We start from the raw sequence: 23,560 nt of genomic DNA, 5'->3' as shown, positions 1-23,560 counted from the left end.
CGCCTTTGGCTGTTTCAATACTTATATAGCTAATAAACAGCCACTGTTTACTTTAGGGTATGCTACAAACTTTCATAGAAAAAAACGCTTATTTGGTTTAAACTGCGCGCAATTTAAATACTTCAGTCTCCCTTGGAGGGTAGCGCTATTATTAGTACAGCTAACATCACCATGCAATTTGGTGCTAAACCATTATTTGAAAATATCTCAGCTAAATTTGGTGAATCAAACCGCTATGGTTTAATTGGCGCCAATGGCTGTGGTAAATCAACGTTTATGAAGATTCTAAGCGGTGAACTTGAACCATCATCGGGTAATGTAAGCACAGATCCTAATGAGCGTGTTGCTAAACTAAATCAAGATCAGTTCGCTTACGAAGAATACTCTGTGATCGACACTGTAATAATGGGTCACAAAGAGCTTTGGGATATAAAACAAGAACGCGATCGTATTTATAGCTTACCAGAGATGAGTGAAGAGGATGGCATGAAGGTAGCCGACCTTGAAACTGAGTTTGCTGAAATGGACGGCTATTCTGCTGAGTCTAAAGCGGGTGAGCTATTACTGGGCGTTGGTATTGCTACTGAACAACATTACGGTCCTATGTCTGAAATCGCACCAGGTTTTAAACTTCGTGTGCTATTAGCGCAAGTATTGTTTTCAGAGCCTGATATCATGTTGCTTGATGAGCCTACCAATAACTTGGATATTTACACGATTAAGTGGTTAGAAGATGTACTTAATCAACGTGACTGTACTATGATTATCATCTCGCATGACCGTCACTTTTTAAACTCGGTATGTACGCATATGGCCGATATTGACTACGGTGAATTACGTATTTACCCGGGTAACTACGATGAATATATGTTTGCAGCGACCCAAGCTCGCGAGCGTTTATTGAGTGAAAACGCCAAAAAGAAAAGCCAAATAGCTGAACTACAACAGTTTGTATCGCGCTTTTCTGCTAATGCTTCAAAAGCAAAGCAAGCAACTTCACGTGCAAAACGTATTGATAAAATTCAATTAGATGAAGTGAAAGCTTCTTCACGTCAGTCGCCATTTATCCGTTTTGAACAAGAAAAGCAGTTATTCCGTAACGCGCTTGAAATGAGCAGCTTATCGCAAGGCTTTGAAGAAACTTTATTCTCAGGATTAGAAGGCCTCGTTGAAGTGGGCGAACGCATTGCTATTATTGGTGAGAATGGTGTCGGTAAAACAACACTACTAAACACCTTAGCAGGGCGTCTAGCACCAAAAGGCGGTGAGTTTAAATGGTCTGAAAATGCTAATATTGGCTATTATGCGCAAGACCATGCCGATGAGTTTGAAAAAGATATGAACTTATTTGAGTGGATGGAACAATGGCAACAAGAGGGCGATGACGAGCAAGTTGTTCGCAGTTTCTTAGGTCGTATGTTGTTTTCACAAAATGATATTAAAAAATCTGTAAAAGTTATCTCAGGTGGTGAGCAAGGTCGTATGCTGTTTGGTAAAATCATGATGCATAAACCAAATATCTTATTAATGGATGAACCGACTAACCACATGGATATGGAATCAATTGAAGCGCTTAACTTAGCACTTGAAGCGTATGAAGGTACCTTGATGTTTGTGTCACACGACCGTCAGTTTGTATCATCAGTTGCTACCCGTATTTGGGAAATTAAAGACGGTAAAATTATCGACTTTAGAGGAAATTACAGCGAATACTTGGCGAGTAAAGAAGCATAACAGCAAGTATTTTCAGCATTAAAAAAAGCCATGTTTAACATGGCTTTTTTATTGCCTGCTGGTCGCATTACTGCGGTATTTAAGTATATAATACCCGCCATAAAACCGGACATAAGTCCGCTATTTTTAAAATACATTACTGAGGAGTATTTATGACTGTTGGCATTATTATGGGTTCTAAATCAGATTGGCCAACCATGGAACACGCTGCGCTGATGCTAGAAAAATTTGGCATTGCTTATGAAACTAAAGTGGTTTCTGCTCACCGCACTCCTCAATTACTTGCTGATTATGCAAGTTCAGCAAGCGAGCGTGGCATTAAAGTAATTATTGCAGGCGCAGGTGGGGCAGCTCACTTACCGGGTATGGCCGCAGCGTTTACATCATTGCCTGTTTTAGGCGTTCCAGTTAAGTCAAAAGCGTTAAATGGTGTTGATTCATTATTGTCTATTTGTCAGATGCCTAAGGGCGTTGCTGTAGGCACATTGGCTATTGGTGAGCCTGGTGCAGCTAATGCCGGTTTATTGGCTGCACAAATATTAGGCTGTCAAAACCCTGAGATTTTCGCCAAAATTGAAGCGTTTCGTAAAGAGCAAACCGACACTATTCTAGCTAACCCAAATCCTGCAGAGTAATAATGACTATATTAATTTTAGGTGCTGGGCAGCTTGCGCGAATGATGAGCCTTGCTGGCGCACCGCTTAATTTAAATGTGGTTGCTTATGATGTTGGCAGCCAACAAATTGTGCATCCGCTAACCAACCAAGTGTATGCAACCACACTTGAGCAAGCTATCGATGATGCAGATGCGATTACCGCTGAGTTTGAACATATTCCCGATGATGTATTAACGCTTTGCTGCAATAGCAATAAGTTTTATCCAGGTAAACAAGCAATAAAAACCGGTGGTGACCGTTCGCTTGAAAAAGCCTTGTTAGATAAAACCGAAGTAGCTTGTGCGCCATACCAACTTATTACTGAAAAAGCGCATCTTGAACAAGCAGTTAAAACATTAGGCAAACCGTTAGTAATAAAAACCTGCCAAGCAGGGTATGACGGCAAAGGCCAATGGCGTTTAAAATCTGATGATGAAATAGACACTATTTGGGCTGAAATGGCCGACTTTATTGCCTCAGGGACAGAGCAGACACCGCACACAATTATTGCTGAGAAAATGATCCCGTTTGATCGTGAAGTCTCTATTATTGGCGCTCGCGACAAAGAAGGTAACGTTGCAATCTATCCACTTACTGAAAACCAACATACCAATGGTGTATTAACGCTTTCACTAGCCGGTAAAGATAATAGTTTAGTTGAGAGCCAAGCAACCTCTGCATTTACTCGTATTGCAAATGAGCTTAATTATGTAGGTGTATTGGCCATTGAGTTTTTTGATGTTCAAGGTACGTTATTAGTTAACGAAATTGCCCCTCGAGTGCACAACTCAGGACACTGGACACAGCAAGGTGCTCACTGCTCGCAATTTGAAAACCATATGCGCGCTGTCGCAGGTTTACCTTTGGGTAATACGCAAATTAAGCAACCTACTGCTATGATCAACGTCTTAGGACAAGCACATATTCCTACTGATGTTTTAAAAACAGCGGATGTAACCAGTCACTGGTATGGTAAAGGCGTTAAGCCCGGTCGTAAAATGGGGCATATTAATGTTTCGGGTGAGAGTTTACAGCAATTAGGTAACCGCCTAGCTGAACTTACATCATGCTTGCCAGAGCAGGATTACCCAGGCGTATTAGCTACTAGCAAATCGCTATTATAAGTTAAAAAATTAAGCGGTAAATTAAATTCAATTTATCGCTTTACCTTCTAAAGGTTTCTTTTCAATGATCCATCCAAAGTTTCGTACTATTGTGTTCGCTTTTTTTATGGCACTTTTCATGTCAGGCTTTATGTCGTTTGTTATTTCAATTTTTAATGTAGGCATGGTCGATAATATTGTAGCAATATGGCTTAAAGCCTGGTTATTTGCCTTTTGTATTGCCTTTCCAACAGTTATATTTGTTGCCCCCGTTGTCCATAAACTGACTAATAAACTTATTCGGCCTTAAAGTGATGATTATCACTAAACTGCATAAGCCAACATTCATATTACTACTGGCACTGTGTATGACTCCGTTTATAGGCGCAGGAAGTGCATTGGTATTAGGCGCCATATTTGCCATTACCTTAGGCAACCCGTTTAGTGAGCTTTCTCAACAGGCCAGTAAAGTGATGCTCAAGCTTGCCGTTGTGGGCTTAGGCTTTGCTGTTGATTTTAATGAAGTAATTGAGGTGGGACGCAGCTCTTTAGTATTAACAATTGTTAGTATTACTGCCATAATCGGGCTTGGAGAGATTTTAACCCAGGTTTTTAAGCTTAATCGTAATACAGGCGTGCTAATTTCATTTGGTACCGCTATTTGCGGTGGCAGCGCCATTGCCGCTATGGCACCGGTTATAAAAGCTAAAGATCACGAAGTCGCTGTTGCCTTAGGGATTGTATTTTTACTTAATGGCGTGGGATTATTATTATTTCCTGCAATTGGGCACTATTTTGAGTTAACCCAACAGCAATTTGGTTTGTGGGCCGCATTAGCCATTCACGATACTAGCAGCGTAGTAGGGGCATCGGCTACTTATGGTGCCGTGGCACTGAGTATTGCCACTACGGTAAAATTGACCCGTGCAATGTGGATCATTCCTTATACTGCTGTTGCCGGTGTGTTTATGCGCTCGGATGAAAAGGCAAGTATTCCTTTATTTATTGTGGGCTTCTTATTAGCCGCATTAATAAATACTTATATGCCGTCATTTTCATTCGCATGGGAACTTATTAATAGTGCAGCTAAGCAATTATTAGTGATGACACTGTTCTTAATTGGCAGTGGTTTGTCGTTATCGGTTCTTAAGCAAGCAGGTTTGAAGCCATTTTTGATGGCAATTACTTTGTGGGTTATAGTCAGCAGCACTATTTTATTATTAATTATAGATGGATTCATATAATGAAACGTAATCTGAGTATTACAGCAATCAGCAGTGTGTTATTTGCTGTTTTTTCTAGCAGCCCTGTACAGGCTGAATCGCTACGCGTAGCAACCTTCAATGTTAGTATGGACGCCACTAATTACACCGCTAAAAATGAACAAGTAAAAAGTGATGCATTGGTAAACGCGCTTCGTTCAAACCACCAGCAAATTAAAAATATTGCTGAAATAATCCAACGTGTTCGCCCTGATGTGGTGTTACTCAATGAGTTTGACTACATTCCAAAAGAGCAAGGTATCGAGTATTTTAAAAACCATTATTTAAATGTAGGGCAAAATAATCAAGCTGCAATTGATTACCCATATGTATATATTGCTCCCGTGAATACCGGCTTAGCAACTGAGTTTGACTTAGACAATAACGGCAAAAAAACCGGTGTAATGGGTGATGCACAGGGCTTTGGTTTTTTTGAAGGCCATTATGCAATGGCGTTTTTATCTCGCTACCCGATTGATTTTGACAATATCAGAACCCTGCAAACCTTTAAACACAAAGATTTACCCAATGTACAAATGCCGGTTGACCCAAAAACCAATACCAATTGGTATAACGATGAAGAATGGAATGCTTTACGTTTAAGTTCTAAATCGTTTTGGGATATACCCGTAAAAGTAAATGATAAAGTAGTTCATATGCTAGCGTCGCACCCAACACCGCCTGTGTTTGATGGCGATGAAGACAGAAATGGCATTCGCAACCATGATGAAATTAGGCTCATTGCTGATTACGTTAATAACGAAAGCTACCTCTATGATGATAACGGTAAAAAGGGTGGCCTTGCAGCACAATCCCGATTTGTGATTTTAGGTGACTTAAATGCCACTGCTGAGGGTGATAAAAAGCGCACTAATACAACAGATCAAATACTTAAAAGCCCATTGATTAACGCCGGTTTTATTCCAACGAGTGAGGGCGCTAAAGAGCAATACTCACAAGCTTATGCTAAAAATTATACCGCTAGCTGGCAAGCACGTGTTGATTACGTTTTGCCTTCAAATTATGGATTAACCATTAAAGATGGCGGTGTGTTTTGGCCGAAAAAGCAAAGCGAATTATATCGTTTAATTAAAGATAGAAATGCATCAAGTGACCACCGCATGGTATGGCTTGATTTAACGGTTGATTAAACGGGTTATTCACCCCAATATCAGCGTTGTTTGTCTTAAATAATTGCAATTACAAAGGTGCTTCTGCTTAAATATGGTTAATTATAATAACCGTCAAGAAGCACTATGACTTTTAAATTATCATCTTCTAAAACACTTGTTGCAATCGCTGTTGCATCAAGTGTTATGTTAGCGGGTTGTTCCACAACAGCTACTACTTCTACTGACTCATCTATTCAAGCAAATACCACTGTTGCTAGTGTTGTTAATACACCCGCAGATTTAGGCGAATCAAAAATTACCCTTGAACAAGCGATGGCGCACCCTGATTGGATTGGACGCCAGCCACAAAGCGCTTTTTGGAGTGCAGATTCAAGTACCATTATTTACGCGCGTAAGCAGCAAGGTAGTGAGCTAAGAGATTTATTCACTCAAGCTGTAAACTCACAAACAGCAGAGCAAGTGGCACTAGAAAAATTACACCGTGTTGGTTCAAGTAAAGCTGTTTTTTCTAACGATAAATCGCTTCAAGCTTATGTGTTTGAGGGTAACGTATTTATTAAAAACGTAAAGTCAGGCGCAATTAAACAAATTACGCAAAGCTCTGCGACAGAGTCAAAACCACAATTTTTAAACGATGGTAACTTAGCGTATCGTCAGGGTAATATTTTCTTTAAAGTAGATTTAACCACAGGTTTAACCCGTGAAATTGCCAATTTAAAACTCGCTGACAAACCACAAGGCGTAAAAGAACCATCAACTTATATCGCCAAAGAGCAACATAAGCTGATTGATTACATTGCACTACAGCACAAAAATAAACAAGATAAGCATGCGCGTAAAGAGCAAGTAAAAGCGAGTAACAGCTCAATTGCTAACACCCATTATTATTTAGGCGATGGCAACACGGTTGATGAAGCAGAGCTTTCTCCAAATGGCGATGCATTAATTGTAGTAGTACAAGAAAAAAGCTCATGGCGTGGTGAAGGCGATATTATGCCTAATTACATCACTGATGATGCGACGATAGAGCCTAAAAAAGTTCGCCGTCGCGTAGCTGATTCTAAAGAGCAAACCTCAGAGCTTGTTTATATTAACCTTGTAGATCAAAGCCAAACCACATTAGGCTTTAATACCTTACCTGGTTTTGATGAAGATGTACTTGCTGAGGTTAAAAAAGAAAACTTCGCCCGTGAAGGTAAAACCTATCAATCTAAAAAACAACCTCGTGGTATAAACGTTATTTCAGATTGGGGTTGGAATCAATCACCGATCAGCTGGAACGATGATGGCAGCCAAGTAGCGATTATGCTTGAAGCATGGGATAACAAAGATCGTTGGTTAGCCACTGTAGATTTTGAAAATAACAAACTTGTGTCTCAACATCGATTACATGACGACGCATGGATTGCTTATGCGTTTAACGACTTTGGTTGGTTAAATAATTCCAATACCTTGTATTATTTATCAGAAGAGTCGGGCTATAGTCAGCTTTATAAAAAACCACTCGATGGTAAAGCGACTGCGCTTACCATGGGTAAATTTGAAGTATCTAATTTAACCCTTACTGATGACAATAGCGCTATTTATTATAAAGCGAATGTTGAGCATCCTGGTCTTTATGAAATTTACCGTGTAAACCCACAAACAGGTGTTAGTGAGCAAGTAACAGACTTAAACGGCATGACGGATTACACCTTAAGCCCTGATCAGTCTAAGTTATTATTAAGACACTCTAAAATTACTATGCCAACTGAGCTTTATGTGGCTGACGCGAAAGCAAATACAAGCGCAACTCGTTTAACTAGCACGGTATCTGACGCGTTCTTAGCTAAAAAACTCACGGCGCCTAAAATTGTTGCTGTGCCTTCAAGCCATACAGATCAGCCAATATACGCCAAAGTTTATTACCCAGCTGATTACCAAGAAGGTGAAACAGGTAAAAACCGTAAAGCGGTTATTTTTAACCACGGTGCCGGTTATCTGCAAAATTCACACATGGGTTGGTCTGGTTACTTTCGCGAATTTATGTTCCATTCATTACTTGCCGATGAAGGTTACGTAGTGATGGATATGGATTACCGTGCTTCTAAAGGTTATGGCCGTGATTGGCGTACTGCTATTTACCGCCAAATGGGAACACCTGAAACACAAGATTTAGCTGATGGCGTAAAATGGATGGCTGAAAATGCCAATGTTGATACTCAAGCGGTTGGTACTTACGGTGGTTCATACGGCGGATTTATGACCTTTATGGCATTATTCACCGCGCCAGATTTGTTTCAATCAGGTGCTGCGCTTCGCCCTGTGACTGATTGGGCACATTATAACACGGGCTATACCGCTAACATTTTGAATCACCCAGATGTTGACCCAATTGCTTATGAGCGTAGTTCACCTATTTACTATGCAGAAGGGCTTAAAAAGCATTTATTAATAAATGCGCCGATGGTTGATGATAATGTATTTTTTCAAGATTCAGTGCGTTTAGTACAGCGTTTAATAGAACTTGAGAAAGAAAACTTTGAAACAGCAATTTTCCCAGTAGAGCCGCATGGTTTTGTGCAGCCTTCGAGCTGGTTAGATGAATACCGTCGTATTTATAAGTTGTTTAAAGAAACACTATAAATAGCGGTAAATTAATAAAAAACGCCACAAAGTGGCGTTTTTTTATTCTTTATTTTTGCTGATGAACTGAATAATTAAAGGAACGCCCAACAATGCGCCGCCAATCGCGCCAATTAAATGTGCATCAACAGCCACAGTTGAGTTGATCAATGCGCCTATATCAGCACTAGGGCCATTTATTTGTTCAGCGATTAGCTTTATCCACACACCAACAAACAACACATAACCCGATTTAAGTCCAACAGTGACATCTTTTATGGCTCCCCAAATGATCACGCCATGCAATAGGGCACTAAGCCCTGTGTAAATTGTAATTGCGGGACAAAACCAAAAAACACCTAAGCCACACCAAACTGCTAATGTGGCAATATTAAAACTATATCTGCTTGGGGATGTGTACTCACCATGCAATAACCAAATAAGCGCGATACCGGCACAATTCAACCCTAAGTGCGCCCAGTTGGCATGTACAAATTGGCTGGTAAATAAACGCCACAGTTGGCCTTGTTCAATCAGTTGACGATTAAATTCAAGTTCGTTGTTCATACCTAGCCATGCTAAGAGCGAACTTAATACAATTAAACATAAGGGAGGGAAAACATAGCGCGGCTGTAGAGGTAAATTAAGCATTTAGGGATCATTCTTATATTTATTTTTGCATATTGTGCCTGTTTAACTTTAAGATGCCAATTATCTTCCATGCAATTTAAGTTTATTAAGTAATTATGAATTTTAAGCTCAACTGTTTATTCGCACTGACCCTAAGTGCCCTATCTTTTCCTTTGTTTGCACAAAGCGCTAACACAATTGAAACACGTGAACCTGAAGCGGCTACAGGCGTTGTACAAAAACAATTAGTGGCTGGCGATAAGTACATGGTAGCCGCCGCTAATCCGTATGCTTCACAAGCAGGTAAAGCCATTTTAGCGCAAGGCGGCAGTGCGGTTGATGCCGCTATTGCCACCCAATTAGTACTTACATTAGTCGAGCCGCAATCATCAGGTATTGGCGGTGGTACCTTTATGATGTATTACAATAAAGCGAATAATAAACTCACCAGCTTTGATGGCCGTGAAACCGCGCCGAGTAATGCCGATGAAAACCTGTTTTTAAATAAACACGGCAATGCAGTCAAATGGATTGAAGCGGTTGTAGGTGGACGCTCTGTAGGCGTACCCGGTATTTTACATGCATTTGCCAGCGCCCATAAACAATACGGTACCTTACCTTGGCCTAGCTTATTTAAACCTGCGATTAAACTTGCTGAGCAAGGGTTTGAAGTATCGCCTCGGTTACATGGTTTACTGGTTAGACAATTAAACCCAGGCGTAATGACTATGCCGGTGATTAATGAGTATTTTTTCCCTAATGGCAAAGTAATTGAAGTCGGCAGTATTAAAAAAAATCAGCCATTAGCTAATTTATATAAAGACATTGCTTCTAAGGGAATAGATGCATTTTACAAAGGCGATAACGCTAAAGCTATGGTAAAAGCAGTACAGCAGTCAAAAATTGCGCCTGGTAAATTATCTGAGCAAGATCTAGCTAATTACAGCAGTAAAGAGCGTGCACCCGTTTGTATAAAATACCGAGTTTATAATGTGTGCTCTATGGCGCCACCAAGTAGTGGCGGTATCTCAGTACTACAAATTTTAGGTTTGCTTGAACACAAAGACATGGCTAGCATAAAAGCCAATAGTGCCGAGGCAATTCATTACTTTAGCCAAGCGTCACGTATTGCGTTTGCCGATCGTAATAAATACATAGGCGATCCTGACTTTACCCAAGTACCTACTCAAGAGTTATTAAATAAAGACTATATTGCCACCCGCGCAAAATTAATTACTGAAAAAGATCAAAAAGCATTGCCAGGCAATCCAGTTGATCACTTAAGCTATGCAAATGATGACTCTTTTGAATTGCCGTCTACATCGCATGTATCGATTGTTGATAGCAAAGGCAATGCTGTTTCAATGACCAGCTCTATTGAAATGGCGTTTGGCTCAACAGTGATGGTAAATGGTTATATTTTAAATAATCAGCTGACTGATTTTTCACTTTCGCCACGTAAAAATGGCAAATTAATGGCTAATAGGGTAGAAGCGCATAAACGCCCGCGTAGCTCAATGTCACCGGTGATGGTTTTTAACCAAGATGGCAGCTTACGTTTAGTGGTGGGTTCCCCTGGTGGGAGTCGTATTATTGATTATGTTGCGCAAGTTGTTATTGGTGTTTTAGATTGGGATTTAAATGCACAACAGGCCATTAATTTACCGCGCACTACTAATCGTAATGATTATACTAGCCTTGAGAAAGGTACTGAACTTGAAGCGCTTGTACCTGAGCTTAAAAAGCGAGGCCATGATGTACGTGTTATTGACCTAAACTCAGGCTTGCATGCGGTAGAGGTAAAAAACAACCGTTTGTATGGTGCTGCCGATCCGCGCAGAGAAGGGATGGCGTTATCTGATTTAAGTAATAATAAAGCCTCATTTAAATTTTAAAACATGTATAATAAACAGCAGGTTTGCTGCCTGCTGTTTTAAATATAACAGATTAATAGTTAATAACTATTTGATTGAAAATAGCATGTTAACTAACGTAAAAAATTAGCAAATCTAAAAATAGCCGTCAGTGTTGTTACCATTAAAAAAGAAATCGTTTGTTTAATGTGCGTTTAATTTTTAAATCCACAATCGGCAGCTAACATATTCACCAAATATGAGAGGCTTTATACTAAAGTAGCGCTTGTATTTGAACATTTTCAATGGTCTGACAAGCTTAAATGTCATTGCAATTTAGCCTTTAACAATGATAATGGCAGATCATTATTTAAGATTCAGTAAAGCTTGGAAATATGACTACAAATACCGATCCAAATTATCTTTATATTCCTTATTCTGGCCCAGGCCTAATTGAAACCCCATTATTGAATAAAGGAAGTGCTTTTAGCCAAAAAGAACGTGAAAACTTTAATCTTGCAGGTTTACTTCCTCCTCGTTACGAAACAATAGAAGAGCAAGTTGAGCGTTGTTACCAACAGTACTCAAGTTTTAATGACAATTTAAATAAGCACATTTATTTACGCGCTATTCAAGACAATAACGAAACGCTTTACTATCGTTTAGTGCGTGATCATATTGAAGAAATGATGCCTATTATTTACACCCCAACGGTGGGTGATGCCTGTGAGAAATTTTCTGATATTTATCGTAGTGCACGTGGCCTGTTTATTTCCTATGAAGATCGTTTCCAAATCGACGATATTTTACGTAATGCCACAAAAGGCAAAGTAAAAGTTATCGTGGTTACCGATGGCGAACGTATTTTAGGTTTAGGTGACCAAGGTATTGGCGGTATGGGTATTCCAATTGGTAAGCTTTCTTTGTATACCGCCTGTGGTGGTATTAGCCCAGCGTATACATTACCGGTTATGCTTGATGTAGGCACGAATAACGAAAAACTATTAAACGACCCAATGTACATGGGTGCACGCCATAAGCGTATTGCGCAAGATGAATACGATGAGTTTTTAGATTTATTCATTAAAGCGGTTAAGCGTCGTTGGCCAAGCGTGTTACTGCAATTTGAAGATTTTGCACAACCAAATGCTATGCCATTATTAAAGCGTTACCGTAATGAGATTTGTAGCTTTAATGATGACATTCAAGGCACTGCATCGGTTACTGTGGGTTCATTATTAGCAGCGTGCCGTGTTAAAGGTGCTAAACTATCGACTCAAAAAGTTGTGTTTGTAGGCGCAGGATCTGCAGGCTGTGGTATTGCTGAACAAATTGTTAGCACTATGGTGGCCGAAGGAATCAGTGAAGCACAAGCTCGCAGCCAAGTATTTATGGTTGACCGTTTTGGTTTATTAACTGATGGCATGGAAGGCTTACGCGACTTCCAACAAATGTTAGCGCAACCAACGAGCTGCCTAGCCGATTGGACTTACAGCGGCGAATACGCGTCATTATTAGATGTAATGCACTGTGCAGAACCAGATATTTTAATTGGTGTATCAGGTCAACCGGGCTTATTCACTGAGCAAGTTATTCGCGCTATGCACGCAAACTGTGAAGCACCTATTATTTTCCCGTTAAGTAATCCATCTAAACAAGTAGAAGCTTACCCAGAAGATGTTATTAAATGGACTGATGGTAAAGCGATTGTAGCTACAGGTAGCCCATTTGAGCCTGTTGTTTATAACGGCGTTACTTACCCAATTCCTCAATGTAATAACAGCTACATTTTCCCAGGTATTGGCTTAGGTGTAATTGCTGCTAAAGCAACGCGTATTACCGATGCGATGCTAATAATGTCGAGTGAAATGTTGGCAGAGTCATCACCATTAGCTAATACGGGCAAAGGTAGCTTATTACCTGCGCTAACAGAAATTGAAACACTAAGTAAACGTATTGCATTTGCAGTCGCTAAAAAAGCAATTGAAGAGGGCGTTGCTCTTGAAATTTCAGATGATGCTCTGTGGGCAGCCATCGACAGAAACTACTGGTTACCGAAGTATCGTAACTACAAGCGTTGCAGCATTTAATGCTTCATTACTAAAAAACAGGCTTTTGCCTGTTTTTTTATGCTTGTTCATCTGCAATTAACCACATAAGGTGTTAACTAAGGCAATCAATTTAAAAGGATAGACCTATGAAAACACTTTCGATTTTAACGGCTGCTTTGCTAAGCACGTCAGCCTATGCAACTAATGCCCCAGAAGAGCCACATATCTATGTAAAAGGTGAAGCATCGGTAACGACTATGCCCGATCATGTTTTATTAACAGTGGGTATTACTGAAATAGATAAAAACTTAATTGCTGCAAAAAAACAAACTGATACTACGATGGCCAGTGCAATTAGTTTAGTAAAAAAACTAGGTGTAGCTGATGCAGATATTAATGCTGGTCAAATCTCAATCTATCGCGATAATCAATATAACCGCGAAACAGGTAAGCAAGAGTTTACCGGATTTAAAGTATCCAGAACGCTTACAATTAAACTATCTGCGATTAATAAATACCCTGAGCTTTTACAAAGTTTAGTTAATAACGGAATTAATGAAATTAGACAGACGCAGTTTTTAGCCAGCAACTATGATGAGCTGCACAAAAAAGCACAAAAGTTAGCAATTAAACAAGCTAAAACAGCGGCAAAAGAGTTAAGTGATGATTTTGATGTTGAATTGAAAGGCTTATATAGTGCGTCTTTAAGTCCACTTGATATGCCATCAGTACCTTACATGCGCAGTGAAAAAGTAATGATGGCTGATGGTGCACCGAGTAACTATGTACCCGATGCATATCATGCTGGTGAAATTACAATAAGCGCATCAAGTTATGCAATTTATTATATTGATTAATCTCTTATAGGTGGGTGGCGCTCGAATCGTGCCACCAACTGCTTTCCTTGTGATTCACTAATACGCACAATGGCATACAGCATATTGCTAATTTCTTGACGATCGTATTCGTTAACTATGTACTGATTAATATCATCAACAATGGCATTTAAATAATTAAATACGCTATTACGTGCATTTACATTCTCATTAGCAATAAATAAAATATTTTTGAATGCTTCAATAACGTTAGTCATTACATAGGCATCGGCTTTTGCATAATTGCGTAAAGGGGTGAAGTTATCATGAAGCAGTTCATCAAAACTTGTTTCATGAAAGTACAACAATGGTGGCTCATCTGTTTGATAGCATGAATAATTTATTGCATTAATCTTTAGTCGTTCTATTAATAATATACTGAGCATATCAATAGATTTAACTGCAGTACCCGGGTCGTTTATTCCAGGGCTCATAGCTTTTACGGCAATTTCTGATATTTGCGTTAACCCATAGCGGTAATGGTCGCTAATGTATTCTTCTATATAAAAAATAAAGCAGTCTAAAATTTTCTCAATTAACTCTTCGTTCTCAGATATGTCCTTATTACACTTTAAAAACGGGTAACCTTTAACTGTAAAATAACCTTGCTTAACCGTAATAAACAGCTCAATATTTTCATCTGCTAGTAGGGCACATAATTTATTAGTGTGAACCCCTTTGTAGTAACCCTCAGTTGTACTGTTTATTGAATGCCAGTTTGAAAACTCGGGAAAGTTATCAACGGGGTTTTCGTCTTGCATATTGATAATGTCTTGAATTTCTTTTTTTGTTTGCCTAAACAAGCCATTTAATACGTTATCTACTTGTATTGCTTTTGAAATTGAATGAATAAAAAATACAAATAACCCTAAAGATATTAACCCAAAAACAAGCGCAAACAATACGCCAAGAGAGGGAATCGCGGTGTTGCCATTATCGAGTTTGTTTATATTTATCAGCATTATTATTGAATAAATAATACTACCTAAATAAAACCCTAATACCATTTGGTGTGATTTACGGGTAATGAGCCCAGGAACAACTCGGGGGGATAAGCTAGCACTGGCTGAATTCAATACCACCATTACCATAGAAAAACTAAATACGGTTAGCGAAATAATACTGCCGGCGAGGGTACTTAGAATAGTGCGTGCGTTTTCTGCGCTATCAACTAATATAAATGAAATTAGTGATTTAAGTTTTTCAATAGGGGCTAAGTACTCGACTGACATTGTCAGTACGGCAAAAAATAAAAAAGCAACGGATAATAAAGAGGGATAAAATCCAATACTGTTAATTATTTCGCGATAGCTATTGGTTATTTTTGTTCGTAAATACATATAATCCTTATTTATTATAATCCAACATATAAATCACTCTAGCATATATGATACTAAAGTAAGTGATTTTACAGCTTAAATTATGTGTTATTATTGTTTGAAAATTAAATGGAAAAACACTGTGATTATATCAAGTTATGCGGCTTTACTGGCATTATATTATATTTACCTGAGTATTAACGTTGTAAAAATACGCAAGGCTGAAGGCATTTCACTGGGTAATGGAAGCCATCCGTCACTTGAGCGCGCAACTCGAGCTCATGGGAATTTTATTGAGTATGTACCCATTAGCCTAATTTTACTGTTCTTATTGGAGTATCAGGGTTTAGCGAGTCATTATATGCATGCGCTCGGTGGTTTGCTATTTATTAGCCGGGCACTTCATGGCTCTGCTATCAGCACTAACAATTTGAAAGCACGCGCATTAAGTATGGTGATGACTTTCGCTATCATCGTTGTTAGTGCCTTTATATTATTACTAAGTCGATAAAAACAATGCGACTCGCTATTGTTTTTTCAGCTTGTTATTTTTTTAGCTTGGCTATGCCGGCTGTATGGGCTGTAGAAAACAATAGTAAAAATGATACCTTACAAGTTGTCTACCCAAAAACAATGCGCAGTGGCGAAAATGAAATTTTATATCCACTCGTATTATTAAGAGCCGCTTTGCAATCCAGTGGTCAAAGTTTCACATTAAATGCTTCAAGTATTTCTATGGCGCAAAGCCGTTCTTTAAAACAAATTATTCATAACGACGAAGTCAATGTTGCATGGACTATGACTTCAAAGCAGCGAGAGCAAGAGCTATTGCCTGTTAGAGTCCCTATTTTTAAAGGTTTATATGGTTGGCGCTTATTGGTAACCACACAAAATAAGCTTAATAATTTTACGAGCATCAATAGCCTGAGTGATTTCAAACAAATACATTTTATACAAGGACATGATTGGCCTGATACACAAATATTATTAGATAGCGGTTTAACTGTAGCAACATCAATTGAATATAGCTCTTTGTTCAAAATGCTAATTAAAGGCAGGGGTGATGTATTTCCTCGTTCGTTGCTTGAGGTTGAAATGGAGCTAAATACGTTTAAAGATGATACAGGTGGAAAATTAGCAGTAGTGCCACATTTAATGTTGCAATATCCAACCGCCATTTACTTCTTTTTTAGTAAAGACAACCCAGAAATTGCGCAAGCTGTTGAAAAAGGGCTTGCAATTATGCGTAATAACGGTGAGTTCGACCGTTTATTTAATGCCTATCATCTCAGTGCATTAGAGTACGCAGATATCAAAAATAAGGTTATTATTAGACTAAAAAACAATAACTTACCATTATTAACACCACTTGATGATACGTCACTTTGGTTTTCAGAAAAGATAATTAATACCCCATGACACAAAAAATATTTATTATTGGCTTGCCGCGTACCGGTACCACTAGTGTATGCAATGCATTTTTACATTTTGGTATACCTACTGCCCATACTGCATACACTACTGCCTGCTTTGATAATGCGCTCGCAATTGCAGACACTCCCATATTTAACGATTATCAAGCATTAGATAAATACTACCCAGGCGCAAAATTCATATATTTGAAGCGAGATCTTGCTGCTTGGTTACCTTCTATTCGTCAGCTTTTACAGCGAATGCACACTAATTTAACCCGTGCAGATGGTGGCTTTAATATTCATTTAAAACGCTGTTATATGAATACCTTTAAAGGCTTATCACTTAATAATATAAACAACGATCAGTATTTAACTGATTGTTATAAAAAGCATATTAATAATGCTAAGGCTTATTTCAGTAATCGAGAAGATGACTTTTTATCTATTGATATAGCCAATCCGGACAGTTTTAGTCAGCTCTGTGATTTTTTAAATATAAGCTCTGAAATACGAGGATTTAAAAAGATGAATATAGGCGGTAAAGTCACCGCGTGGAATGATATAAAGCACCCATTAAAAATTGAGTCGACAGCGAAAGGGCGGATAGATAAATTTTTACCCTATGAGAGCCAAATTTAAACCATGAGCAAAGATTTTTATTTTTAAATACGCTAAAATCCACGCATTATTTTATAAGTTGTATCCATATGTTTGAATTAAAATACCACACCCCATTTGAATGGACCGAAGTTGTTTTAGCTGACTTTGAAACTTTTTTACAAGACCACGCCGCTGCTGAAAAAAAGCATCGGGCATGGCCATGTCTATGCTTTCACATTATCCAGATAAGCGTAAGTTAGTTAAAGCCATGACTGACTTAGCACTAGAAGAGTTAATTCATTTCAAGCAAGTGCTGAAATTACTCATTGAACGCGATACTAATTTAGGTGACGATAAAAAAGACCCTTACATTAAACAAATACGCGCTCACTTTAGACATGGTCGCGATGGTTTTTTAATGGACAGGCTACTTGTTGGCGGTGTAATTGAGGCTAGGGGACACGAGCGATTTTCTTTAGTAGCCGAAGCATTACCTGAAGGAAAAGAAAAAGATTTTTATGTCGCCATAGCTAAGTCTGAAGAAAAACATAAAAACTTATTTGTAGAGCTCGCTTACGAATACTTTGATAAACAAGAAGTTGATGATCGTTTAGAAGAGTTATTAACAATAGAAGCAGAAATTTGTAAAAATATACCGTTTACTGCTGCTCTACATTAATACCTAACCATGGCATGTTGATAGCAAGTTAGCATGCCAATATAAATACTTCCCTCTATTGTTATGAAATTTTTTTTAATAACGCATAACTAGATCAACTTAACTGCACTTAGTTAACACTGCCCAACAATAAACAGCTATTATCATTTTAATGTATAACTTGCTTTAAGGACGTGAACTGATGCAACCAATTCATCATATTGCCGTGCTTACCTCTGGAGGTGATGCTCCGGGAATGAACACCGCTTTATTTGCCATCGTAAAAACCGCTCAACAACAAGGCATAAAAGTGTCAGGAGTTCGAAAAGGATATGAGGGTTTAATTGATAATGATTTAGTGACACTTGATTGCAAAAACCTGCAACAAAGTATGCACTTGGGCGGTACCGTTTTAAAAACCGCACGTAGTGAAAGGTTTAGAACTCATACCGGCAGACAGCAAGCTTTAGCTACAATTGAACATAATAATATTGATGCATTAATTGTGATAGGTGGCGATGGTTCTTTTAGAGGCTGCTTATGGTTATCACAGATAACCAATATCCCTTATATTGGCATTCCCGGCACCATAGATAACGACATTGCAGGCACAGATTACACCTTAGGATTTGATACAGCAGTAAACACATCAATGCAATGTATTGATAATATTAGAGATACTGCAGAATCACATAATAGGGTGTTTGTTATTGAAGTTATGGGACGTGATTCCGGATATATTGGTACTTATGCAGGTTTAACCTCTGGTGCCGACTCAGTATTGATCCCTGAAAATGACAAAGATATCGATGCTTTATTGCTAAAGATTAGCGATTATCATAGCGAACATGCATTTATCGTGGTGGTGTCTGAGGGCGATGAAATTGGTGTTGAACATGTATGTGAAAAAATAACTGCCGTAAATTCGAGTATTGATTTACGTGTAACTAAGCTAGGGCACTTACAGCGCGGCGGAAACCCGTCGGCGGCAGATCGGATGTTGGCCATTAGACTGGGTGTACAAAGTGTAAAAGCATTATGTGCAGGAAAAAGCGCAAAAATGGTGGGTATTTTAAATAACGCAGTCGCTAATACACCTATGCAAAATGTTGTAAAACAACATGTAATTAGTGACGAGCTACAAGGGCTGTTATCTGTATTTTGTAGATAGTCAGTAATTAAGTTTAAATAAGCATAATAACTAAAATGAGGAACTATAAATGAAATATTTAAAAGGGATAGCAATAAGCCTGTTTTTGGTAAGTTCAGCAAGCGTGTTAGCTCAAAATAATTGTATTGGATTAAACGGCTGTGAAAAGAAAGCCTGTGAGGTGAACCAAGAATTATTAACTGCATAACAACAAGGTAATGATCATAAGGTCGCTGGCTTTGAAAAAGCACTAAAGAGTATAAATGCACATTGTAGCGACGAAGGATTAATTACAGAGTTTCAACAAAAAATAGATGATACAAATTCAGAAATTGAAGAATATAAAATCGATCTTAAAAAAGCTAAGCGCCAAGGTAAGCATGACAAAGTTGAAAAGTATCAGCAAAAGCTAAACGACGAAACTAAACAACTTAAGCAATTAATTGATGAGCTAAATAGTTTGGTTGATTAAAATGTAATTACAGAGTTTTTATATTTAACAAAGTAGAGCATTTTATTGAATATAAATATTATGCGATAAAAGGGATAAAATACCGTGTTTATAAGTGACGTAATTGTAAGCCGCCGCAGGAATTTAGAAAAAAAGACGCTAGATTTTAGAATTTATGATTATGTTAAATAGAAGCTCTTTTACTTTGTTTTAAGTTCAATGTGCTGCGATTTCAAAGCTGTTTAAAGAGTGTTTAATGTAGCTTTGAAAATAAAGGTTTAAACGATGTTTAAACCCTTTTTAAATTTAAACTTTGAAAGTTCATTTTGGGCAGGCGGGCATTACTCGTAACAATCTTGATCAGACTTAACCCCCTTATGCCAATCGCCCTCAATACAATGGCGCATTTCATGCTGCATGCAAACAGGGTAACGCTGCAACTTTATAAAGCACACGCCGCCAACGGTTTGATGCCGCCCCATTGTAGGTAAGTTAACGTCTTGCTCTATAACAAAGTTTCCCGTTGCTGTTTTAAACGGTTTAACTTCGTCGGCTTGTTTGGCTTCGAAACCACCTAAAAAGAATACAACTAAAATTAAAAAAACTAATATTATTGCAGATGTTATTGCTATTTTGTTCATTCGGGCACCTCATCCGGCGGGGTGAAATGTTGGTTAACTTCGCTTACTTCACTGATTGAGCAAACAACGGGGTTAGTTAAGCCTGCTGTTAGCGCTTCAATAATTTCAGCGCTGGTTTTACCCTGTTCAAACGTTTCACCACCATGCTCGCTTTTTATTACGGGCAACTCGGGTGGCGTGGTCACTAACAGGCGGTGGCCATTAATGAGTGGCGCATAAGGAAAGCGATGTTTTTCGTACGCCTCCCAAAACGCGGCGGTAACATAAATATAAACTTGTTGTTGTAACATTATAATTCCTCTTGTTTTTTCCAAATGAGTGGTGTGAAATTTGCCATGGTGGCCGTTATAGTGCCAACCGTGGGCTTTTGTGTAGCGCCTTGGCTGCGGTTGGTGAGTGGTATTTCTAGTAGTATCTCACTACTTCTCCTATGTCTTACGTTATATATTGCAATGCCTAGCGGAGCGCTTACCGCGCCTTGGCTAGATATTCCCCCACCTAAGCCACAAATTTGGCTATTAATATACAGCCCGATTTTTAGCTTATTTACCCCACTTGTAGGTATTTTTGTTACGTTTTTAGTTATTGCCTGGTCGTTTATCCTTGTTAAGTTATAGTCCAAATTTGATGTATCAAATGTTTGACCATCAAACCCTGATGATAAATAGGCTGCACCGCCCAAAGTATTAAAAAATCGAGCGTATGGTTTACCTATTTCCTGACCTATAAAATCAAATTCGAGTATATCCCCCGCTCTCATATCCAAAGGTTCACTAAAAACCCACGCCTGAGTCTCACCATCTGGCACGGCATAATGAATAGCCTCTGTCCCCTCACGTTCCCACACTAACGGCGTATAGTTCGCTATTGTCGCGGTTATCTCTCCGACTGTAGGCAATTGCACCGCACCTTGTTTTTTATTTGTGAGTGGCAGTTGTAGTACAACTTCGCCAGCTATCTCTACTTCAAAATCATAAAACAAACCACCAAAGTATGTATTACTAAACTTACATAAGCGGTCAAAAGTCCATGCTGCCGTCGCGGACCTAGAATAGATTTTTTCACCCTCATTTATTTGGGCGTATAATTTCCCTTGCTCTCTTATAAGGGTTACTTTTCTTACCTCACCATCCCTAAGAAAAACTATTTGCTGTTGTATAAATCCAAAATAGCTTTCCTCGTCATAGCCTTGTAAGTTATTACTCTGAGAACTAGGCAAAAACCTAAGCCAAGTAGAGGTGCCAGTCGAGTTCTCAAACAACCCTTCATAAGCATCATTAAAGCCCTGAACATAGAAACTTACTTTAAAGTCAGTATTTGCGGGGATTTCTAAAGGTCTACTTAAGTTATAATACTGAGTCTCACCATCAGTTCTAGGAAGATAACGCGGCTTTTGCAGTAATTCATAATCACTTTCATTTTCAAATAGGGCAGGGCGAAACCCGACCGAACTTAACTCAGAGGTACGGTTATAGTGCAGGTTCATAGCCGCTAACCCTGCAGCGTCACCCATAAAGAACGCGCCCCCTCGAAAGGGCAAGCGCTCACCAAAGTTGCGAGTAAATAACTTACCCGTTAAAGCAAGTAAATCTGTTGGGCACTCCAACGCTAGCTGACGCATTAATTCATTACCTGTATAGCTTTGGGATTTTAAAACGGCATTGAACGGGTTAATGGACGAATAGCCTAAGTTGTGGTTTTGGCCAACTTCACCAAGTATATTAAGCAGTTCATTGTTTAAGGTTATATTTCGGTCTGTTGGGTTATCCACATCGTAATAAACGTCGTGGCGCTGCCATGCGTATTCTGAGATTTCATCATTGTTTTCATCAGGGCAAATAATCTGGCCGTCTTGCATTTTAAGCTGGTCGACCCACTCCCACACATTTCCCACTAAGTCGAATACACCAAAGGCGGTACCGTCGTGGCTCCATGTGTTGGGGCCTGTGCCTGTACCTGTAAAACCCGCGCTACTTGAATCACCAGGTGCAAGGTTGTCTACGCGGCGGCCACTTTCATTTTTAGCATCGTGGGCGCGGCCTCTGTCTGTGTTGCCTCGTAATGTTTGGCCGTGAGCCAGTGATAAATACGCAACCGCTGCCCACTCTGAATTGCTGGCCATGTGCCAGTTTTCGCCTTTGCTTTGGCACAGCGCCTTAGCATCATCAAAGTTAATATTAACTAACGGGGTTGCGCCCTCAATGACACTGCAGCCACCGGCTAAACTTTCACTGGCTTGATATTTACCATACCAAAACCCGCGCATTTCTTGGCCTTGCTTAATAAACGCGGGGTGGGTACCAGTTCCTAACTGACAATCAATACCCCATTTATCTAAAATGGCTTGGTTAATATCTTCACAATTAAACTTGTTGATCCACACCATCACGTTTGGGTTGCCTTGGTTATCCCAAAAAACCGAGTTTCTGCCCGCACTGGCTGCTTCAATTGTTTTGGTATAGGCTTCACGGTCACGTTCAGTAATCGCCACCATCGCTTCATCAATTGAGGTGGCAAGCGCTTGGGATGATTCTAATTCCATTTGCTTAATTGTTTTAAGGGTGGTGGTGGTACCGTCGGCGTTTAAAAAATCAACTTCACCAAGCTGTGTTTGCCAATCGTGCATAGCTTGGGTGTTATCAATCGCATTATCAATTGTGCTGTTTAAACTCGCCGTGGCCGTATTAGTTTGCTCTAAAGCGGTGTCAATTTGGGCTTGAGCTTGCACCATGTTTTGATTTAACGTGCTTGAGGTGACCATGGTGGAGGTGGCCACTTCAATAGCCGAATCAAGCTCAGCTTTAGCCGCCATCGTGGTATTTAACGCATTGGCAATGGCTTCATTATTTGATTCTACCGCACCCACTAAAGCGTTATTGGCCTCAAGCTCTAACTGCTTAACAGTTTTAACTGTGGTGGTGGTACCATCTAAATTAGTGAACGTGACTTCACCAAGCTGTGTTTGCCAATCAAGCATGGCTTGTACGTTAGCGCTGGTACCATCAACGGTTGATTGATAATCCAGCTCCATTTGCTTAAGTGTTTTAACGAGCGTTTTAGTGCCGTCAATATTCTTAAACTCAACTTCACCGAGTTTTGTTTGCCAGTTTTGCATGGCTTGGGTGTTGTCGTTCACTAACGTATTGGCCGCTTTAAGCGCTTGGGCTGTTTCTCTAAATTCAACGGTGGTAGGTATAACAATCGCGGGTTGGCTCGCTTGGTTCTCATTTTTCCAAAGTTCTACAAGCTCAATAAAAGGCGTATTATTGTCGTTAAAATAAACGCGGTTAATTTCCATCGGCGCAAATTGGCCAATACACAAAAAATCACCCACGCTTATATTTTGTGGTAACTCACCACTGTTAATAACAACGTCACGCGAACCGTTGTTTATGCTTACTTCACTGGCGGTATAGGTTGCCATG

20 protein-coding genes and 2 pseudogenes are annotated in these 23,560 nt (G+C 39.2%); 17 read left to right on the top strand and 5 right to left on the bottom strand.

The features are described 5' to 3' along the window. Positions 1-147: 147 nt before the first annotated feature. The 7 genes from AB8618_RS07720 to AB8618_RS07690 all read left to right on the top strand — a co-directional run bounded on the left by AB8618_RS07720 (position 148) and on the right by AB8618_RS07690 (position 8,513). Positions 148-1,734 (top strand): ABC-F family ATPase, encoded by a 1,587-nt coding sequence (locus AB8618_RS07720; protein ID WP_413402844.1) that lies wholly within the window; start codon positions 148-150, stop codon positions 1,732-1,734. Between the two features lie 152 nt (positions 1,735-1,886). Then, positions 1,887-2,369, top strand: a complete 483-nt coding sequence (gene purE, locus AB8618_RS07715) for a 5-(carboxyamino)imidazole ribonucleotide mutase (RefSeq protein WP_008114610.1) — start codon at positions 1,887-1,889, stop codon at positions 2,367-2,369. A gap of 2 nt (positions 2,370-2,371) precedes the next feature. Beyond that, a complete protein-coding gene (locus tag AB8618_RS07710) occupies positions 2,372-3,514 on the top strand; it encodes a 5-(carboxyamino)imidazole ribonucleotide synthase (RefSeq protein WP_413402051.1) in 1,143 nt (380 codons plus the stop codon). Between the two features lie 64 nt (positions 3,515-3,578). Beyond that, positions 3,579-3,803 carry a DUF2798 domain-containing protein gene (locus AB8618_RS07705; protein ID WP_409425468.1) on the top strand — a complete coding sequence of 75 codons (225 nt, stop codon included), beginning with the start codon at positions 3,579-3,581 and terminating at the stop codon, positions 3,801-3,803. Positions 3,804-3,807: 4 nt separating this feature from the next. Then, a complete protein-coding gene (locus AB8618_RS07700) occupies positions 3,808-4,737 on the top strand; it encodes a YeiH family protein (RefSeq protein ID WP_409425467.1) in 930 nt (309 codons plus the stop codon). Next, complete coding sequence (locus AB8618_RS07695; RefSeq protein WP_413402048.1) at positions 4,737-5,906, top strand: endonuclease/exonuclease/phosphatase family protein; 1,170 nt, start codon at positions 4,737-4,739, stop codon at positions 5,904-5,906. The genes AB8618_RS07700 and AB8618_RS07695 overlap by 1 nt, the downstream gene beginning before the upstream one ends. 105 nt (positions 5,907-6,011) lie before the next feature. Continuing rightward, positions 6,012-8,513, top strand: a complete 2,502-nt coding sequence (locus tag AB8618_RS07690) for a prolyl oligopeptidase family serine peptidase (protein ID WP_413402046.1) — start codon at positions 6,012-6,014, stop codon at positions 8,511-8,513. 42 nt (positions 8,514-8,555) lie between these two features. Here the strand turns inward: AB8618_RS07690 and rrtA are convergent, their stop codons facing one another. Further along, positions 8,556-9,143: a rhombosortase gene (gene rrtA, locus AB8618_RS07685; RefSeq protein WP_409425464.1), complete on the bottom strand. Its 588-nt coding sequence runs from the start codon at positions 9,141-9,143 to the stop codon at positions 8,556-8,558. A gap of 95 nt (positions 9,144-9,238) precedes the next feature. On the opposite strand from rrtA, the gene ggt reads away from it, so the two are divergent. From ggt to AB8618_RS07670, 3 genes are all read left to right on the top strand, one after another. Next, positions 9,239-11,017, top strand: coding sequence for a gamma-glutamyltransferase (ggt, locus tag AB8618_RS07680; protein ID WP_413402044.1), 1,779 nt, complete (start codon positions 9,239-9,241; stop codon positions 11,015-11,017). Between the two features lie 353 nt (positions 11,018-11,370). Then, positions 11,371-13,065 carry an NAD-dependent malic enzyme gene (locus tag AB8618_RS07675; RefSeq protein WP_010389997.1) on the top strand — a complete coding sequence of 565 codons (1,695 nt, stop codon included), beginning with the start codon at positions 11,371-11,373 and terminating at the stop codon, positions 13,063-13,065. 107 nt (positions 13,066-13,172) lie between these two features. Then, complete coding sequence (locus AB8618_RS07670) at positions 13,173-13,883, top strand: SIMPL domain-containing protein (RefSeq protein WP_409425461.1); 711 nt, start codon at positions 13,173-13,175, stop codon at positions 13,881-13,883. Here AB8618_RS07670 and AB8618_RS07665 read toward each other — a convergent pair. Next, positions 13,880-15,241, bottom strand: a complete 1,362-nt coding sequence (locus AB8618_RS07665; protein ID WP_413402041.1) for a DUF2254 domain-containing protein — start codon at positions 15,239-15,241, stop codon at positions 13,880-13,882. The two genes, AB8618_RS07670 and AB8618_RS07665, sit on opposite strands and share 4 nt — an antisense overlap. Positions 15,242-15,362: 121 nt before the next feature. Between AB8618_RS07665 and AB8618_RS07660 the strand changes: the two genes are divergently transcribed. The 7 genes and pseudogenes from AB8618_RS07660 to AB8618_RS07630 all read left to right on the top strand — a co-directional run. Next, positions 15,363-15,731, top strand: coding sequence for an MAPEG family protein (locus AB8618_RS07660; RefSeq protein WP_409425459.1), 369 nt, complete (start codon positions 15,363-15,365; stop codon positions 15,729-15,731). A 53-nt stretch (positions 15,732-15,784) separates the two neighbouring features. Then, positions 15,785-16,639, top strand: a complete 855-nt coding sequence (locus AB8618_RS07655; RefSeq protein WP_409425458.1) for a hypothetical protein — start codon at positions 15,785-15,787, stop codon at positions 16,637-16,639. Then, positions 16,636-17,274, top strand: a complete 639-nt coding sequence (locus AB8618_RS07650; protein WP_413402039.1) for a sulfotransferase family protein — start codon at positions 16,636-16,638, stop codon at positions 17,272-17,274. Before AB8618_RS07655 ends, AB8618_RS07650 begins: the two co-directional genes overlap by 4 nt. Before the next feature lie 68 nt (positions 17,275-17,342). Continuing rightward, positions 17,343-17,914: pseudogene (locus AB8618_RS07645) on the top strand (tRNA-(ms[2]io[6]A)-hydroxylase). 181 nt (positions 17,915-18,095) lie between these two features. Next, positions 18,096-19,064 carry an ATP-dependent 6-phosphofructokinase gene (locus AB8618_RS07640; protein ID WP_409425455.1) on the top strand — a complete coding sequence of 323 codons (969 nt, stop codon included), beginning with the start codon at positions 18,096-18,098 and terminating at the stop codon, positions 19,062-19,064. Between the two features lie 49 nt (positions 19,065-19,113). Next, on the top strand, positions 19,114-19,251 hold the full coding sequence (locus AB8618_RS07635) for a hypothetical protein (protein ID WP_409425454.1): 138 nt from the start codon (positions 19,114-19,116) through the stop codon (positions 19,249-19,251). Positions 19,252-19,263: 12 nt separating this feature from the next. Continuing rightward, positions 19,264-19,515: pseudogene (locus AB8618_RS07630) on the top strand (DUF1090 domain-containing protein); the annotation flags it as partial. Between the two features lie 320 nt (positions 19,516-19,835). Here the strand turns inward: AB8618_RS07630 and AB8618_RS07625 are convergent. From AB8618_RS07625 to AB8618_RS07615, 3 genes are read right to left on the bottom strand one after another with little or no spacing between them, the layout of a single operon-like run. Further along, positions 19,836-20,135, bottom strand: a complete 300-nt coding sequence (locus AB8618_RS07625) for a hypothetical protein (protein WP_409425453.1) — start codon at positions 20,133-20,135, stop codon at positions 19,836-19,838. After that, positions 20,132-20,425 (bottom strand): hypothetical protein, encoded by a 294-nt coding sequence (locus tag AB8618_RS07620; RefSeq protein WP_409425452.1) that lies wholly within the window; start codon positions 20,423-20,425, stop codon positions 20,132-20,134. Before AB8618_RS07620 ends, AB8618_RS07625 begins: the two co-directional genes overlap by 4 nt. Next, positions 20,425-23,559, bottom strand: coding sequence for an SUMF1/EgtB/PvdO family nonheme iron enzyme (locus tag AB8618_RS07615; RefSeq protein WP_409425451.1), 3,135 nt, complete (start codon positions 23,557-23,559; stop codon positions 20,425-20,427). Before AB8618_RS07615 ends, AB8618_RS07620 begins: the two co-directional genes overlap by 1 nt. Position 23,560: the final 1 nt, after the last annotated feature.

Source organism: Pseudoalteromonas sp. RW-H-Ap-1 (assembly GCF_048318575.1).
Classification (GTDB): domain Bacteria; phylum Pseudomonadota; class Gammaproteobacteria; order Enterobacterales; family Alteromonadaceae; genus Pseudoalteromonas.
The sequence above is the reverse complement of the archived record's forward strand: the minus strand, read 5'-3'. Positions and strand labels throughout refer to the sequence as shown.